The following is a 14866-nucleotide window of genomic DNA, read 5'->3' as shown; positions in this document are numbered from 1 at the left end:
AAAAGCCCGGACGATCATTCGCCCGGGCTTTTCGCATTTTCAGGGTCTGACGGATCAGAACTTCATGCCGATACCGACGCGGACCGAATGATCGTCGAAGCCGGACGACACGTTGGTGCCGCCGAGATTGTAGTTCTTCGACTGATAATCGGTGTAGCGGTATTCGATGCGGGTGGTGATGTTTTCGGTCAGGAACGCTTCCGCGCCCGTACCGACGGTCCAGCCCACATGCGTGTTGCTGTCCGAGCCGGAGGCATTGGTCAGCTTGGCATTGGTGGCCGCGATACCGCCGGTGGCGTAGATCAGGAATGGATTGATGTCCACGCCCATACGCGCACGCAGCGAGCCGTTGAAGCCCTGCTTGCCGGTCAGGCCGGCAGCGGAAAAATCGGCACCCGAATAGCCGAGATCGGCTTCTGCACCGTAGACAATGTTGTCTGACTGCCAGTTGTAGCCGCCATAGACGCCTCCACCGAAACCATTGGCATTCTGAGTGGGAGCAGTGCTGAACTCGCCCCATTTGTACTCGCCATAGCCGCCAACATACCCGCCGGACCAGAGATAGGCCTGGGGGGCTACGTCCGCGACCGGCGGCTCAGGAGGCTGTTCGATAATAGCGTCCGCGGCCAGCACGGGGCCAGCGAGCGGCACGGAAAGGGCTGCGGCCAGCAGTGCCAGTTTACGAATACGCATGTCATTCTCCTTGTTATTTCAAGCCCGACACGAAACAGCGGGCCATGAGTACCGGCGGCATTGGGATGCATGCCTCCGACGAGTTGCAAGATGGAGATCGAATGCGGCGGGCGAGAAGCAGGAATGTGGAAACACGACGGCCAAAAAAGGGCAGCGGCAAGTGTTGTTTTCAGGCAACATTTTTCCCCATGCTCTGGCCCCGCATCCATTGCGAATGAGAACCCACCGCCTATATGAAACGTTTACCGATCCAAACCGCGAGCGTTGATTCCAAAGCATGTTGAGCATCTTGACCCTGATCGCAGGACTGGTCGTCCTTGTCTTTGCCGGTGATTACCTGGTTCGCGGTGCTGTGGGTCTGGCCGAAAAGCTGTCGATAGACCCGCTGATCATCGGGCTGACGATTGTGGCTTTCGGGACTTCCGCGCCGGAATTGTTCGTTTCGCTGCAGGCGGCCTTCGACGGTGTCTCGGGTATCGCCATCGGCAATGTGGTCGGATCGAACATCGCCAACGTGCTGCTGGTGCTCGGGGCTCCGGCGATGCTGATGAGCATCAACTGCCGCGAAAACGGGCTGACAACATCGCTGATGGTGATGGTCTTCATGACGGTCGCGCTGATGGTGATGATGTGGCTGGGACCGCTGAGCCGTCTCGACGGGGCGATCCTGCTGGTTATGATCGCAGCCTATCTTGGCTGGCAGATCAAGGCCGCGCGGCATTGCGATGCAGTCAGCGTTCCTGATTATCATGATGAAGTCGCCGATCTTCCGCAGGAAGCCTGGCGGACCACGCTGTTCATCGCCGGCGGCATGCTCGGGCTGCCGATCGGGGCATGGCTGACGGTTCACGGCGCATCCGATCTTGCCCGCATGTTCGGGGCTTCGGAAACCGCCATCGGGCTGACCATTGTCGCCATCGGCACCTCGCTGCCCGAACTGGTGACCTCGATGATGGCCGCATGGCGCAGATCGGGCGCGGTCGCGATCGGCAACGTGGTCGGTTCCAACATTTTCAACATCGGCCTGATTCTCGGCGGCACCTCGGTGATCCTGCCGCTTGATGTCGATCCGCGCATCGTTTCGATCGACATGTGGGTGATGCTGGCGGCGAGCCTGCTGGTGGTGGCGCTGGCGCACTGGAACGTGCCGATCAAAAAGCTCGGCGGCATAGCTATGCTTCTGATCTTCTCGGCCTATATCATCTCGGTGTTCTGAAACTGAAAATGCCGCAAAGGCGCGGCAGAACGGACCGGGAAACAGCATGACATCTTCCAAGGGGACAGTTCTTGTGACCGGTGCCGCCCGGCGCATCGGCAAGGCCATCGCGCTGGATCTCGCCGCCAACGGCTACCAGATCGCAATTCACGCCAACCGCAGCGGCGCCGAAGCCGAGGCTCTGGCCCAGTCGATTCGCGATGCAGGCGGTGCGGCGGCGGTCTTTATTGCCGACCTTTCGGACGGCAAGGCGGTGCGCGACCTGCACAACCAGGTGCGCAAACAGCTGCGGGCGCCCGATATCATCGTCAACAACGCCTCGGTATTCGAGAATGACGATGTCCGCGCCTTTGACGAGGAGCTTTTTGACAAGCACTTCGCCATCCATCTGAAGGCCCCGGCAATCCTTGCCGAAGCCATGGCGGCAAACCTGCCTGAAGGACGCGAAGGCCTGATCATCAACATCATCGACCAGCGGGTCTGGAAACTGACGCCGCGGTTCTTCTCCTACACGTTGTCGAAATCGGCGCTGTGGACGGCGACACAGACCATGGCCCAGGCGCTGGCGCCACAGATCCGGGTCAACGCAATCGGCCCCGGACCGACACTCGCCAACGAACGGCAAAATCCCGATGATTTCGCCCGCCAGGCAGCGGCTGTGCCGCTCGGGCATGGACCGGAACTCTCAGAATTCGGCGCCACCATCCGCTATCTGCACGAAGCGCGCTCTGTCACCGGACAGATGATCGCCCTCGACGGCGGCCAGCATCTGGCGTGGGAGACACCGGATGTCACCGGGGTCGGGGAGTGATTTTCAATCTGCAAACGCCCAATGCTGAACCTGCTGCCGATTTGGAATCTGATCGGTATTTTCCCTTAAATTCGGGGATACACTTGCACGGGCTTGTATGAGCAATTGTGATTTTCGGCCTGTGAACCGGTCGTGATTGCCAACGGCTTTTTTTGCCTTTGGGATTTTGTTGAAACACGCGGATCGGGTCGGACATGAATGCACTCATCAGATTGACGATCCTGTTCCTCGCGACAACTTTCAGCATTATTGTCTTCTCCGGCCTGTTTGAAACCTTCAACGCATTCCCTGACCTTTGGTCGAAGCTCGGCAACGGGGTTCCCCATCAACAGACCGGATATCTGTTTCCGATTGGCTCGCTGTTCTGGGGCGCCATGTTTCGGGCCCCGTGGCATCTGTTTGCCGGCACCCTCCCCCTGCTCCTGGTGTTCATGGCTCTCGAATTCGGTGCAAAGCCAAGGCGGTGGGTTTACCTGTCTGTATGGGTCCTTGCGGGATTTCTTGCCGAAGGAATACTCTTTGGAGTGTTTTCCAGAGCCGTGGCGGCAATTGTCGCAGCGCTGATCGCGGGTCAGGTGTTCTGGTGGCTGGCAGGGCGACAGGCCGGCAGGTGGCGCCAGCAACCTGCATACACTGTCTCAGGCATGATCAAGCGTGCCTTTGGCGGGTACCGGCCGCTGAACTTGCTGGCCTATGCCATTGTGGCCTTCTTGGCCTATCAGCTTTCCGGACATGCTGTTTATGCCGGGAAGATGGTCTGGGTGAGCTTCATCTCGGAGCCTGATGCAGGAACTCCTCCGTACAAATACAAGCGTAAACGGGATTTCACGGTGTTCCACAAGGTTGCCTTGCTGAAGTTCCCGGACGCGAAGTCCTGCCTTCCGGATGATATGGAAGGCCTGTCGCCGGAAAACCTGAAGAAAATGGATTGGAGCAAAATTGAGAACTCTGCAGAAGCCGAAGTCTGCGGATTCCGGCTTCTGGGGTCCAATCCGGACATTTCCCATGCCACAGAATGGTTTGAAGCCCAGGGAATGACTGTTCCGGAAGATATGAGCGGCGCCAGCCCCTACAAGGGGCTGGATGGCAAATTGCGGGTTACTGCAAGCTGGTCAATCAGCAAGAATGGTCCAAAATTCTCCCAATATGGCCCTCTTCGCCGTTTGCTGTTTTTCACTCCCTACGGCATGTCGATCAGCTCCACCTGGTCACCCGATGGCAAAAAACTGATCGATTATGACGTCTACTTTCTTTTCCTTTGATCTGTGACCCAAGCTTGCAGGCAGCCTTGTCGAAGCTGACATCCGTATTTCGGCAAACACGCCTGAAACGGAGCTCGGAATGTCCCTCCAGACTGGCCGGTGCCCTACCACCACATATTAGCTGCTTGATAAGTCGCACTGCTGACGCCAGATGACAGAAGACTGCGCCCCCTCTCTTGCCCACCTCGCGCCGGAAGTTGATAAGATCACCGAATGACTCGCGATCCTGACCAGACATCCCCAAAGCCGTCAAAATCCGCCGGACAGACCGATGGCGGAGTGATCTATGCGGAAACAGACCAGGAAGACGACGAGCAGACCGAGGTCGAGGCTCCCCTTCCCGCGGATGTCGCCAATGTCGCCGGCATGGAATGGAACGAAAGCCCCGGTGTCACGCCGGGCCTGAAGGGCGCGGAAGTCATCCAGGCCTTCGTCAAGCACCTGCCCAACCAGCCCGGCGTCTACCGGATGATGAACGAGGCAGGCGACGTTCTCTATGTCGGCAAGGCGCGGAGCCTGAAGAAGCGGGTGACGAACTACGCGCAGGGCCGCGGCCACTCCAACCGTATCACGCGGATGATTGCGCAGACGACCAACATGGAGTTCGTCACCACGCGCACCGAAACCGAGGCGTTGCTGCTTGAGGCCAACCTGATCAAGCGGCTGAAGCCACGCTTCAACGTGCTGATGCGTGACGACAAGTCGTTTCCCTATATCCTGGTGACCGGCGACCACGAGGCACCTGCGATCTTCAAGCATCGCGGCGCGCGTTCGCGCAAGGGCTCCTATTTCGGCCCCTTCGCCTCCGCCGGCGCGGTCGGCCGCACCATCAACGCGCTGCAGCGGGCCTTCCTTCTGCGCACCTGCACCGACAGCGTCTACGAGAGCCGGACGCGCCCCTGCCTGCTCTACCAGATCAAGCGCTGCTCAGGCCCTTGCACTGGCGAGATCAGTGCCGAGGGTTATGCCGAGCTGGTTGGTGAAGCCAAGGACTTTCTCTCCGGGCGCAGCCAGGCGGTGAAAACCCAGATGGCGACGGCGATGCAGGCGGCGTCCGAAGAGCTCGATTTCGAGCGCGCGGCAGTCTACCGCGACCGGCTGTCGGCGCTCAGCCATGTCCAGAGCCATCAGGGCATCAACCCGCAGACGGTGGAGGAAGCGGATGTCTTCGCCATCCATCATGATGCGGGGATGGCCTGTATCCAGGTGTTCTTCTTCCGCACCGGACAGAACTGGGGCAACCGCGCCTATTTCCCCAAGGCCGATCCGTCGCTGGCCCCGGGCGAAATTCTCGGCGCCTTCATCGGCCAGTTCTATGACGACAAGCCGACGCCGCGGATGATCCTGGTGTCCGATGATTTCGAGGACAGGACGCTGCTTGAGGAAGCATTGAGCGTGCGGATGGATCGCAAGACGTCCATCAGCGTGCCGCAGCGCGGCGAAAAGCGCGAACTGGTCGAGCAGGTTCTCAACAATGCGCGCGAGGCGCATGGCCGCAACCTGGCCGAGACCGCGTCACAGGCGCGACTGCTGCAGGGGCTTGCAGAGACCTTCAACCTGCCGCATCCACCACGCCGCATCGAGGTCTACGACAACTCGCACATCATGGGCACAAATGCGGTGGGCGGCATGATCGTTGCCGGGCCGGAAGGGTTTGTCAAAAACCAGTACCGCAAGTTCAACATCAAATCGACCGACATCACCCCTGGCGACGACTTCGGCATGATGCGCGAAGTCATGCAGCGCCGGTTCTCCCGGCTGATCAAGGAGCATGGCGACCAGGGCCCGGTCAAACCGGAGCAAGCAACCGAGGGCGACGATGCGGAAGCGGTTGCAGCGGCAGGCATGCCGGCCTGGCCGGACCTGGTGCTGATCGACGGCGGCAAGGGCCAGATGAGCGCGGTGCGGAGCATTCTCGAAGAGCTCGGGATTGCCGACAAGATTACCGCCATCGGCGTTGCCAAGGGCATGGACCGGGAGGCCGGGCGCGAGCGGTTCTTCGTCGAAGGCAAGCCTGACTTCACCCTGCCGCCGCGCGATCCGGTGCTCTATTTCATCCAGCGGCTGCGCGACGAGGCGCACCGCTTTGCCATCGGCACCCACCGGGCGCGGCGCAAGAAGGAGCTGGTAGCCAATCCGCTCGACGAGATCGCCGGAATCGGACCGACTCGCAAGCGGGCGCTGCTGCACCATTTCGGAACGGCAAAGGCCGTGTCGCGCGCCGGAATCGACGACCTTGTCGCCGTCGAGGGGATCTCGCGCACCGTGGCCGAACTGGTCTACAATCATTTCCACGAGGAAAACCGGTGAATGAATGCCGAACCGGACATCAAACTGCGGCATTAAGACGTTAATCGGGGCAGAGGCGGTTGACCTTTCCGCTCGCCAACGCGCATCTTGCGCAAAATCCTGATACGGACGGGGTGCTCCATGGCGTCAAGCGCGCTCAACATACCGAATATGCTCACCTACGGACGGATTCTTGCCGTCCCGCTGATCGTCTTGTGCTTCTTCATCGAGGGCCGGCTGCACGGCTCCGATCTGGCGCGCTGGAGTGCACTGGTGATTTTCTCCATCGCGTCGGTGACCGACTTCTTCGATGGCTATCTCGCCCGCATCTGGGACCAGACCTCCAATATCGGCCGCATGCTCGACCCGATCGCCGACAAGCTGCTGGTTTCTGCAATCCTGCTGCTGGTCGCCGCCGACGGCACGATTGCCGGCTGGTCGATCTGGGCCGCGATCATCATCCTGTGCCGCGAGATCCTGGTTTCGGGGCTGCGCGAGTATCTGGCCGCGCTGAAGGTCTCTGTGCCGGTCACCTGGATTGCCAAGTGGAAGACCACCTTGCAGATGGTGGCGCTGGGATTTCTGCTTGCCGGCCCCGCCGGTGACAAGGTTCTGCCCTACACCACGGAGATCGGGATCGGGTTGCTCTGGGTTGCGGCGATTATCACGATTTACACCGGCTATGACTATTTCCGGGCCGGACTGAGACATGTGGTGGACGAATGAGCGTGCGGATTGTCTATTTCGCCTGGGTGCGCGAGCGCATCGGCAAGAGCTCTGAAGAGATCGAGCTTCCGGCGGACGTCAGGACGGTGGGTGAGCTGATTGCGCATCTGGCAACGCTGGGCGAGGAATACGCGGCAGCGTTCGCGGTTCCGCAGGTGATCCGTGCCGCCATCAACGAGGAACATGCCGAGCATGGCGAAGCCATCGGCGATGCGAAGGAAATCGCGCTGTTTCCGCCGATGACCGGAGGCTGAGATGACGGCAAGCGCTCCGGAACCGGTTGTCAACGTTCGCATCCAGACGCAGGATTTCGACATTTCATCCGAAATCGACGCCCTTACCCGGGACCGCGCCGACATTGGCGCGGTAGTCAGCTTTACCGGGCTGTGCCGCGATGAAAGCGGACGGCTGTCCGCTCTCGAACTCGAACACTATCCCGGCATGGCCGAACGCGCCATCCGCACGATCGCCGAAGAGGCGGTGAAACGCTTTGCGCTGACCGGCATCACCGCCATCCACCGTCATGGCGCAATCCCACCGGGCGGCAACATCGTGCTGGTGGTTGCAACCGCACCGCACCGCCAGGCAGCCTTTGATGGCGCGTCCTTCCTGATGGATTATCTCAAGACAGATGCACCGTTCTGGAAGAAGGAACACCTCAAGGCCGGCGGCACCGGGGAATGGGTTTCGGCCAAGGATGCCGATGACAAGGCCAAGGCCCGCTGGCGGCGCACATGACGAGTGCGCTCCCGAAGCTTGAGGGCGGCTGGAAAGCCGCGCTGTCGGATGAGCTGACGTCCCCCTATATGGCCGACCTTACGGCCTTTCTGAAAACCGAGACCGACGCAGGAAAGCAGATCTTTCCCGAGCGCGCGGAGTATTTCGCAGCACTTGAACTGACACCGCTCGACAGCGTCCGGGTCGTCATTCTGGGCCAGGACCCCTATCACGGCGACGGACAGGCGCACGGGCTGTGCTTCTCGGTTCGCCCTGGCGTGCGCACGCCGCCCTCGCTGAAAAACGTCTACAAGGAACTTGAGGCCGATCTCGGCATCCCGCGGGCCGGGCACGGAAACCTCGAAAGCTGGGCGCGGCAGGGCGTGCTGCTACTCAACAGCGTGCTGACTGTCGAGCGCGGCCTTGCCGCCTCGCATCGCGGCCGCGGCTGGGAGCGCTTCACCGACGCCGTGATTGCCCGGGTCAACGAACTCGAGCATCCCGTCGTGTTCCTGCTCTGGGGCGCCTATGCGCAAAAAAAGGCAGGCTTCGTCGACACCAGCCGCCACCTGGTTCTCAAGGCGGCACACCCCTCGCCGCTGTCAGCGCATAACGGCTTTCTCGGCTGCCGGCATTTCTCGCAAGCCAACGCCTTCCTCGAGAAAAACGGCATGAAACCGATCGACTGGCAATTGCCGGAATTCGCCTGACGGCAACGACCCCGCATCGGCATTATCTGCGATTTCTTCGACATGAGCGTTCTCTCGCGAGGGCTGACGCATTTGTTGTCGTTATTTTGTGTTTTATTTCAAAATTTTACGCAATTTTCCCGACAGTTTGAATCACTCAAAAAAAATATAGTTCCAATGGGCAGCAGGAGAAACCTCTTGCTGCGGTTTCAGGCGCAAACCGGCCCAGTTCGCGCCCTGTCCGCCTTGCGGGCGCCGGATACAATTGTCCAAAAAACCCACGTGGAATTGATCTGAGACAACTCACGCGGTTGCAAATCGCCCTACCACCGGAATGTCCCTGGGAGACAGGCCGGACGCATGTTCCCGGCAGCGGATGTGTGTTTGCAGAAGGATTTTGGCAGTGAGAAATATCAAGCTTGTCTTCTGGAGTGTTCTGATCCTGATCAGCCTTCTATGGCTGGTGGCCGACCCTGCAGTGTTTCAGGCCGACGGCGTGTTTTCGTTGCGCGGCTTCATGATGCAATACAGCGGCTTGCTGGCAATGGGCAGTATGAGCATCGCCATGATACTGGCTCTGCGACCGCGCTGGCCGGAGCGGTGGCTGGGCGGGCTCGACAAGATGTACCGGCTGCACAAATGGCTCGGCATTTCCGGGCTGACCTTTGCCGTCATCCACTGGCTGTGGTCGGAAACACCGAAATGGGCCATCGGTCTCGGACTGCTCACACGTCCCGAGCGCGGTGAGCGGCCAGCTTTGACCAACCCGGTGGAACAGTTCCTGGCGGGCTTGCGCGACCCCGCCGAAGGACTTGGTGAATGGGCTTTCTACGCATCGGTGCTGCTGATTGCCGCCGCACTGATCAAGCTCATCCCCTACCGGCTGTTCTTCAAGACCCACCGGTTCATCGCCGTGGCCTATCTGGTCCTGGTGTTTCACACCGTGGTGCTGACGAAATTCGACTACTGGGTTTCACCGCTCGGTATCGGTCTCGCGGCACTGCTGACCGCCGGCACCTTCGCGGCGGTGATTGTGTTGTTCCGGCGCGTGGCGCACGGACGTCAGGTGACGGGCGAGATTGTCGAGCTTCAGCAGTATCCGGGTGTCCGGGTGCTGGAAAGCCGGATCAAACTGCAGCCCGGCTGGCCCGGCCACCAGCCCGGCCAGTTTGCCTTTGCCACCTCCGACAGCCAGGAGGGCGCCCACCCCTATACAATCGCCTCTGCATGGGATCCTGAAAACCCGACAGTCACCTTCATCATCAAGGCGCTGGGCGATCACACAAGCCGGCTCGCAGCCAAGTTGCGCATTGGCCAGCAGGTCAAGATCGAAGGGCCTTATGGCTGCTTCACCTTTGATGACGGGGCCGCGCGCCAGATCTGGATCGGCGGCGGCATCGGCATCACGCCTTTCGTCTCGCGCATGAAATATCTTGCGCAGGCGAAACAAAGCGGTTCGGCGACGCCCCCGCAGATCATCGACCTGTTCCACTCCACCGCCGATCTCGACGAAAGCGCGCTGGCAAGGCTGGCGGACGACGCCGCCAATGCGGATGTGCGCCTGCATGTCCTGATTGATGCCAAGCACGGCAGGCTCACCGGCGACCGCATCCGCGCGGACGTGCCAGACTGGCGCGACGCCAGCATCTGGTTCTGTGGTCCGGTCGGGTTTGGCGACGCGCTGAGGGCCGACTTCGCCGCCCATGGCCTGGACGTCAACACCAGGTTCCACCAGGAGCTGTTCAGCATGCGGTGACCGGTTGGGCCAAATAAAAAAAGGCGGCCCGGAGGCCGCCTTTTGCATATGGTCGAGGCGCGCCGGAGACCCGGCAGCGCAATCAGCGGCTTCAGCCGACGATTTCGGTGCCGGAGAACCAGTAGGCGATTTCTTCGGCTGCGGTTTCAGGCGCATCCGAGCCGTGTACCGAGTTTTCGCCGATCGACAGCGCGTAGGTCTTGCGGATGGTACCTTCGGCAGCGTCGGCCGGGTTGGTTGCGCCCATGATTTCGCGGTTCTTGAGAATGGCGTTTTCGCCTTCGAGAACCTGAACGACGGTCGGGCCGGAAGTCATGCCTTCAACCAGTTCGCCGAAGAAAGGACGTTCCTTGTGGACAGCGTAGAAGCCTTCGGCTTCGCGCTTGCTCATCCAGACGCGCTTGGATGCGACAACGCGCAGGCCGTTGTCTTCGAATACCTTGGTGATGGCGCCGGTCAGGTTGCGCTTGGTGGCATCAGGCTTGATCATCGAGAAAGTGCGTTCAATCGCCATTTGAGTGTGTCCTGTCATCTGGTGGTGGTTGCGAGACTTGAGCCGGCTCGGGCCTGCGCAAGAAAATCGGGTGTAAAATTCCGGGCCAGACGTGGTCCGACCCGGAGTTGGCGCCTAGATAGCCGCATGCCCGGTTAATCGCAAGGGGACTCTGGCATGCTCATGGGCATCGGCAAGACAGGCGATGCGCCGAGGCTGCCGGCAAAATCCGGGATAAACCGGGTTCAGCCCGCTGCAGGTACCGAGCGTCCCAGCCCGTCATGAAGATCAAGGCAGCGTTCGAACCAGTCGGCGACCGGATCGCCTGCCTCAAACAACGTCACGCCTGCAGCAGTCACCCGCACCCACTGGAAGGCGCCGAAGACGATGTAGTCGGCAAACAGCGGCGACGATCCGCCGATCCAGGGCTGGGACTTGAGTGTCAGCCGCAGCGGCATCAGCGTGGCAGGCAAAGCCTTGAGTGCCGCCTCGCGTCCTTCGGCCACCTTTTCGAGCGTGACGCCCATGCGGGCCTCGCGGGAGGTGCGGAAATAATGCTGATCGGCGGGCGCCAGCGCATTGTGAATATCCATCAGCGCGATATCACGCATGGCGCCATGCAGCACCGAATTGGTCCAGCTCTCGACAAAACGCGCCATCGCCAGTCCGCCATCACCGCCAAACAGCGATGGCTTGTCGGGATAGGCTTGCTCGAGATAGGCGGCGATCATGAAGCTGTCGGCAATCACCTGGCTGCCGTCACGGATGACGGGCACGATCTTGGATACTCCGCCTTCGACCTCGGGCACCCTGGTGAAACAAACCGCCTTGCGTTCCACCGGCAGGCCCTTGTGGGCAAGCGCCATCACCGCTTTCCAGCAGTGCGGGCTGAAAGGCCGCGTTTCATCTGCGCCAACAAGTTCGTGCAAAACAATGCTCATGATACCCCACCCAATTGAAAACAATCACAGTCATGGCGGAAGCGAATTGATTTGTCACCCTCAGTCCGCTCATGCCGGCAGGGCAATATCTGTTTCGCAGATCGGTCACAGGGCTTGCCTGTTTGGCGGGATTTCATCACAGTCCGGCGGAAACTCTCAACCCTGCAAAGCCCGAAAGCACCAAACCGATGTCGCTGATGAAAACTGTCGCATGCACCAGGCCCGGCCAACTGGAGATCCGGACGGCTGCCCGGCCGGTGCGGGGCGACGGCGAGGTGCGGGTCAGGATCAGGCGGGTCGGCATATGCGGCACCGATTTCCACATTTTCGAAGGCAAGCATCCGTTCCTCGCCTATCCCAGGGTGATGGGTCATGAACTGGCGGCGGAAGTGCTCGAAACCGGACCGGACAGTGCCTTTGGCACCGGCGAACATGTGATCATCAATCCCTATCTGTCCTGCGGCACATGCCGGGCCTGTACACGGGGAAAGCCGAATTGCTGCACTTCCATCGCCGTTCTCGGCGTGCATCGCGATGGCGGCATGTGCGAGGAAATCTGCCTGCCCGAGCAAAACCTGGTGCGATCGGACGGCCTGTCGCTCGATGCCTGCGCCACCGTGGAATTTCTGGCCATCGGGGCCCATGCCGTCAGGCGCGGCGGCATTGGCGCTGATGACCGGGTCCTGGTGGCAGGCGCCGGACCGATCGGGCTGGGTGTGGCGATCTTTGCCAAGCTGGCGGGCGCCGAGGTCTCGATACTGGATCTCGATCCGGGCCGGCTTGAGGAAGCCTGCGCCATTGCCGGCGGTTGCCAGCCGGTCAAGGCCGGCGATGGAGCCGAAGCCCAGATCAATCGCCTCACCGGCGGTGACGGTTTTGACGCGGTGTTCGACGCGACGGGAAACCTGGCTTCGATCCAGTCTGGCTTTGCCAGGGTGGCGCATGGCGGACGGTATGTTCTGGTCAGCGTCGTCAACGAGACCGTGGCGTTCTCCGATCCCGAGTTCCACAAGCGGGAAATGAGCCTGATCGGCAGCCGCAATGCCACTTCCGAGGATTTCCGAACCGTCACAGCCGCGCTCAAGGCCGGGAACATACCGCTGGAGCGGATCATCACCCACAGGACCGACTTCGACAAGGTGACCGAGGACCTGCCGCGCTGGGCCCACGACAAGGACGGCCTGATCAAGGCGATGATCACGCTCGACTAGGCTTTTCCCTGCCCGGGCCCGGCCGAATTCGTTGCCCGACAACCACACAGGAACGCAGGCGGCCCATCTTTTGTCCGCAAGTTGCACTGCTTTGCCCATCTGTGCTTGCAAATCAGCCCGGTTACGGCCAAGAAGCCGCCATGCTTACGATTACAGACCTTTCCGCACGCATTGCCGGGCGGCTTTTGATTGACAATGCCTCGCTGGCCCTGCCCACAGGCATCAAGGCCGGGCTTGTGGGCCCCAATGGCGCCGGCAAGTCGACGCTGTTCAAGATCATCACCGGCGAGATGGCGAGCGAGACCGGCCATGTCACGATTCCGAAGAACACCCGCATGGGACAGGTGGCGCAGGAAGCGCCGGCCGAGGACACCGCGCTGGTCGAGATCGTGCTGCGTGCCGATCTTGAGCGCACGCGGCTGATGAAGGAAGCGGAAACCGCAACCGACCCCAACCGCATTGCCGAGATCCAGACCCGGCTGGTCGATATCGACGCCCATTCGGCCGAAGCCCGCGCCTCCTCGATCCTGGCAGGCCTCGGCTTCGACCAGGAAGCGCAGCAACGGCCCGCCTCGAGCTTTTCGGGCGGCTGGCGCATGCGCGTGGCGCTGGCCTCGGTGCTGTTCTCCGAGCCGGACCTGCTGCTGCTCGACGAGCCGACCAACTATCTCGACCTTGAAGGCACGTTGTGGCTGGAGGACTATATCCGCCGCTATCCGCACACCGTGCTGATCATCAGCCATGACCGTGACCTGCTCAACACCGCCGCCAACGCCATCGTCCATCTCGACCAGAAGAAGCTGACGTTTTATCGCGGCGGCTTCGACCAGTTCGAGCGGCAGAAGGCCGAACGCGACGAACACCAGATGAAGGCGCGGGAAAAGAGCCTGGCGGCGCGCAAGCACATGGAAGCCTTCGTCGAACGCTTCCGGGCCAAGGCCTCGAAAGCACGTCAGGCGCAGTCGCGGCTCAAGGCGCTGGAAAAGATGGGCACCGTCGATGCGGTGATCGAGAACAATGTCCGCGGATTCTCGTTTCCGCGCCCCGATCGCGGCGTCGCCTCGCCGATCATCGCGATCGAGGATGGCTCCGTCGGCTACACACCTGGAGCGCCGATCCTCAAGCGGCTGGATCTGAGGATCGACGCCGATGACCGCATCGCCCTGCTCGGTTCCAACGGCAACGGCAAGTCGACCTTCGCCAAGTTCATCGCCGGGCGGCTCGAGGCCGAGGGCGGCCTGATCCGCACCGCGCCGCAGCTCAAGACCGGATTTTTCGCCCAGCACCAGATGGATGACCTGATCCCGACCGAATCCGCCGTTGCGCATGTGCGCAGGCTGATGCCGGACGCGCAGGAAGCCCGCGTTCGCGCCCGGGTGGCGCAAATGGGCCTGACGGCTGAAAAGATGAACACCCCGGCCAAGGATCTGTCCGGTGGCGAGAAAGCACGGCTGCTGATGGGCCTGTCGGCGTTTCACGCGCCGAACCTGATGATCCTCGACGAGCCGACCAACCATTTGGATATCGACAGCCGCGCCGCCCTGATCCGGGCGCTCAATGATTTCCCCGGCGCCGTGATCCTGATCTCCCATGACCGGCACCTGATCGAAGCCACCGTCGACCGGCTGTGGATCGTCAAGGACGGCACCGTGAGTGCCTTTGACGGCGACCTGGAAGATTACCGGCAGGAAGTCGTGGGCTCGTCGAGCAAGAGCAAGAAGAACAACGACAGCGACGGCAGCTCCAAGGCCGAGAGGCGCAAGCAGGCGGCCCAGGAGCGCGCGAGCCTCGCGCCGATGAAGAAAAAGATCAAGGATTTCGAGGCCTTGGTCGAGCGGCTTAGCAAACAGATTCAGTCCCTGGACGCCGAGCTTGCCAATCCGGCGCAGTTTGCCGACGCACCCTACAAGATTGCGCAGAAGACCAAGCAGCGGGCCGAACGGGCAGCCGAACTGGCCAAGGCCGAGGAAGACTGGCTGCTTCTGACCAGCGAGGTCGAGGAAGCGGAAACGTCGGAATAAATCTCCGGACGCCCCTCGCCTCCTCCACGCTCGCTGAAGCT

The 14866-nt window shown here is 61.2% G+C and carries 14 protein-coding genes; 11 read left to right on the top strand and 3 right to left on the bottom strand.

The window, feature by feature from the left end:
- Positions 1 to 54 precede the first annotated feature (54 nt).
- Positions 55 to 693, bottom strand: a complete 639-nt coding sequence (locus WNY80_RS13145) for an outer membrane protein (RefSeq protein ID WP_342887832.1) — start codon at positions 691 to 693, stop codon at positions 55 to 57.
- 277 nt (positions 694 to 970) lie between these two features.
- Here WNY80_RS13145 and WNY80_RS13140 point away from each other — a divergent pair, with 277 nt between their 5' ends.
- From WNY80_RS13140 to WNY80_RS13100, 9 genes are all read left to right on the top strand, one after another.
- Positions 971 to 1909: a calcium/sodium antiporter gene (locus tag WNY80_RS13140; RefSeq protein ID WP_342887831.1), complete on the top strand. Its 939-nt coding sequence runs from the start codon at positions 971 to 973 to the stop codon at positions 1907 to 1909.
- Positions 1910 to 1955: 46 nt separating this feature from the next.
- Entirely contained in the window at positions 1956 to 2720 is a 765-nt protein-coding gene (locus tag WNY80_RS13135; RefSeq protein WP_342887830.1) for an SDR family oxidoreductase, read from the top strand.
- Between the two features lie 194 nt (positions 2721 to 2914).
- Positions 2915 to 3982, top strand: a complete 1068-nt coding sequence (locus tag WNY80_RS13130; protein WP_342887829.1) for a hypothetical protein — start codon at positions 2915 to 2917, stop codon at positions 3980 to 3982.
- 213 nt (positions 3983 to 4195) lie between these two features.
- On the top strand, positions 4196 to 6292 hold the full coding sequence (gene uvrC / locus WNY80_RS13125; RefSeq protein WP_342887828.1) for an excinuclease ABC subunit UvrC: 2097 nt from the start codon (positions 4196 to 4198) through the stop codon (positions 6290 to 6292).
- A 120-nt stretch (positions 6293 to 6412) separates the two neighbouring features.
- Positions 6413 to 6997 carry a CDP-diacylglycerol--glycerol-3-phosphate 3-phosphatidyltransferase gene (gene pgsA / locus WNY80_RS13120; protein WP_342887827.1) on the top strand — a complete coding sequence of 195 codons (585 nt, stop codon included), beginning with the start codon at positions 6413 to 6415 and terminating at the stop codon, positions 6995 to 6997.
- Entirely contained in the window at positions 6994 to 7251 is a 258-nt protein-coding gene (gene moaD, locus WNY80_RS13115; protein ID WP_342887826.1) for a molybdopterin converting factor subunit 1, read from the top strand. Before pgsA ends, moaD begins: the two co-directional genes overlap by 4 nt.
- Before the next feature lies 1 nt (position 7252).
- On the top strand, positions 7253 to 7735 hold the full coding sequence (locus WNY80_RS13110; protein ID WP_342887825.1) for a molybdenum cofactor biosynthesis protein MoaE: 483 nt from the start codon (positions 7253 to 7255) through the stop codon (positions 7733 to 7735).
- Positions 7732 to 8424, top strand: a complete 693-nt coding sequence (gene ung / locus WNY80_RS13105) for a uracil-DNA glycosylase (protein ID WP_342887824.1) — start codon at positions 7732 to 7734, stop codon at positions 8422 to 8424. The genes WNY80_RS13110 and ung overlap by 4 nt, the downstream gene beginning before the upstream one ends.
- Before the next feature lie 382 nt (positions 8425 to 8806).
- Positions 8807 to 10159 carry a ferric reductase-like transmembrane domain-containing protein gene (locus WNY80_RS13100; RefSeq protein ID WP_342887823.1) on the top strand — a complete coding sequence of 451 codons (1353 nt, stop codon included), beginning with the start codon at positions 8807 to 8809 and terminating at the stop codon, positions 10157 to 10159.
- Between the two features lie 91 nt (positions 10160 to 10250).
- Here the strand turns inward: WNY80_RS13100 and ndk are convergent, their stop codons facing one another.
- On the bottom strand, positions 10251 to 10673 hold the full coding sequence (ndk, locus tag WNY80_RS13095; protein WP_342887822.1) for a nucleoside-diphosphate kinase: 423 nt from the start codon (positions 10671 to 10673) through the stop codon (positions 10251 to 10253).
- A gap of 224 nt (positions 10674 to 10897) precedes the next feature.
- Positions 10898 to 11593, bottom strand: coding sequence for a glutathione S-transferase family protein (locus WNY80_RS13090; protein WP_342887821.1), 696 nt, complete (start codon positions 11591 to 11593; stop codon positions 10898 to 10900).
- A gap of 197 nt (positions 11594 to 11790) precedes the next feature.
- Here WNY80_RS13090 and WNY80_RS13085 point away from each other — a divergent pair, with 197 nt between their 5' ends.
- Together WNY80_RS13085 and WNY80_RS13080 are read left to right on the top strand one after the other, a co-directional pair.
- On the top strand, positions 11791 to 12804 hold the full coding sequence (locus tag WNY80_RS13085; protein WP_342887820.1) for a zinc-binding alcohol dehydrogenase family protein: 1014 nt from the start codon (positions 11791 to 11793) through the stop codon (positions 12802 to 12804).
- A gap of 140 nt (positions 12805 to 12944) precedes the next feature.
- Positions 12945 to 14825, top strand: a complete 1881-nt coding sequence (locus tag WNY80_RS13080; RefSeq protein ID WP_342887819.1) for an ABC-F family ATP-binding cassette domain-containing protein — start codon at positions 12945 to 12947, stop codon at positions 14823 to 14825.
- The last annotated feature ends 41 nt before the right edge of the window (positions 14826 to 14866 follow it).

Source organism: Hoeflea sp. AS16 (assembly GCF_038900095.1).
In the GTDB taxonomy this organism is placed as follows: domain Bacteria; phylum Pseudomonadota; class Alphaproteobacteria; order Rhizobiales; family Rhizobiaceae; genus Hoeflea.
Note: the sequence above shows the minus strand (reverse complement) of the source record. Positions and strands in the feature narration are given on the sequence as shown.

What these genes read in the sequence shown, in the direction of transcription:
- WNY80_RS13145 (WP_342887832.1), bottom strand. Translation starts at nt 693, where the DNA reads ATGCGTATTCGTAAACTGGCACTGCTGGCCGCAGCCCTTTCCGTGCCG.
- WNY80_RS13140 (WP_342887831.1), top strand. Translation starts at nt 971, where the DNA reads ATGTTGAGCATCTTGACCCTGATCGCAGGACTGGTCGTCCTTGTCTTT.
- WNY80_RS13135 (WP_342887830.1), top strand. Translation starts at nt 1,956, where the DNA reads ATGACATCTTCCAAGGGGACAGTTCTTGTGACCGGTGCCGCCCGGCGC.
- WNY80_RS13130 (WP_342887829.1), top strand. Translation starts at nt 2,915, where the DNA reads ATGAATGCACTCATCAGATTGACGATCCTGTTCCTCGCGACAACTTTC.
- uvrC (WP_342887828.1), top strand. Translation starts at nt 4,196, where the DNA reads ATGACTCGCGATCCTGACCAGACATCCCCAAAGCCGTCAAAATCCGCC.
- pgsA (WP_342887827.1), top strand. Translation starts at nt 6,413, where the DNA reads ATGGCGTCAAGCGCGCTCAACATACCGAATATGCTCACCTACGGACGG.
- moaD (WP_342887826.1), top strand. Translation starts at nt 6,994, where the DNA reads ATGAGCGTGCGGATTGTCTATTTCGCCTGGGTGCGCGAGCGCATCGGC.
- WNY80_RS13110 (WP_342887825.1), top strand. Translation starts at nt 7,253, where the DNA reads ATGACGGCAAGCGCTCCGGAACCGGTTGTCAACGTTCGCATCCAGACG.
- ung (WP_342887824.1), top strand. Translation starts at nt 7,732, where the DNA reads ATGACGAGTGCGCTCCCGAAGCTTGAGGGCGGCTGGAAAGCCGCGCTG.
- ndk (WP_342887822.1), bottom strand. Translation starts at nt 10,673, where the DNA reads ATGGCGATTGAACGCACTTTCTCGATGATCAAGCCTGATGCCACCAAG.
- WNY80_RS13090 (WP_342887821.1), bottom strand. Translation starts at nt 11,593, where the DNA reads ATGAGCATTGTTTTGCACGAACTTGTTGGCGCAGATGAAACGCGGCCT.
- WNY80_RS13085 (WP_342887820.1), top strand. Translation starts at nt 11,791, where the DNA reads ATGAAAACTGTCGCATGCACCAGGCCCGGCCAACTGGAGATCCGGACG.
- WNY80_RS13080 (WP_342887819.1), top strand. Translation starts at nt 12,945, where the DNA reads ATGCTTACGATTACAGACCTTTCCGCACGCATTGCCGGGCGGCTTTTG.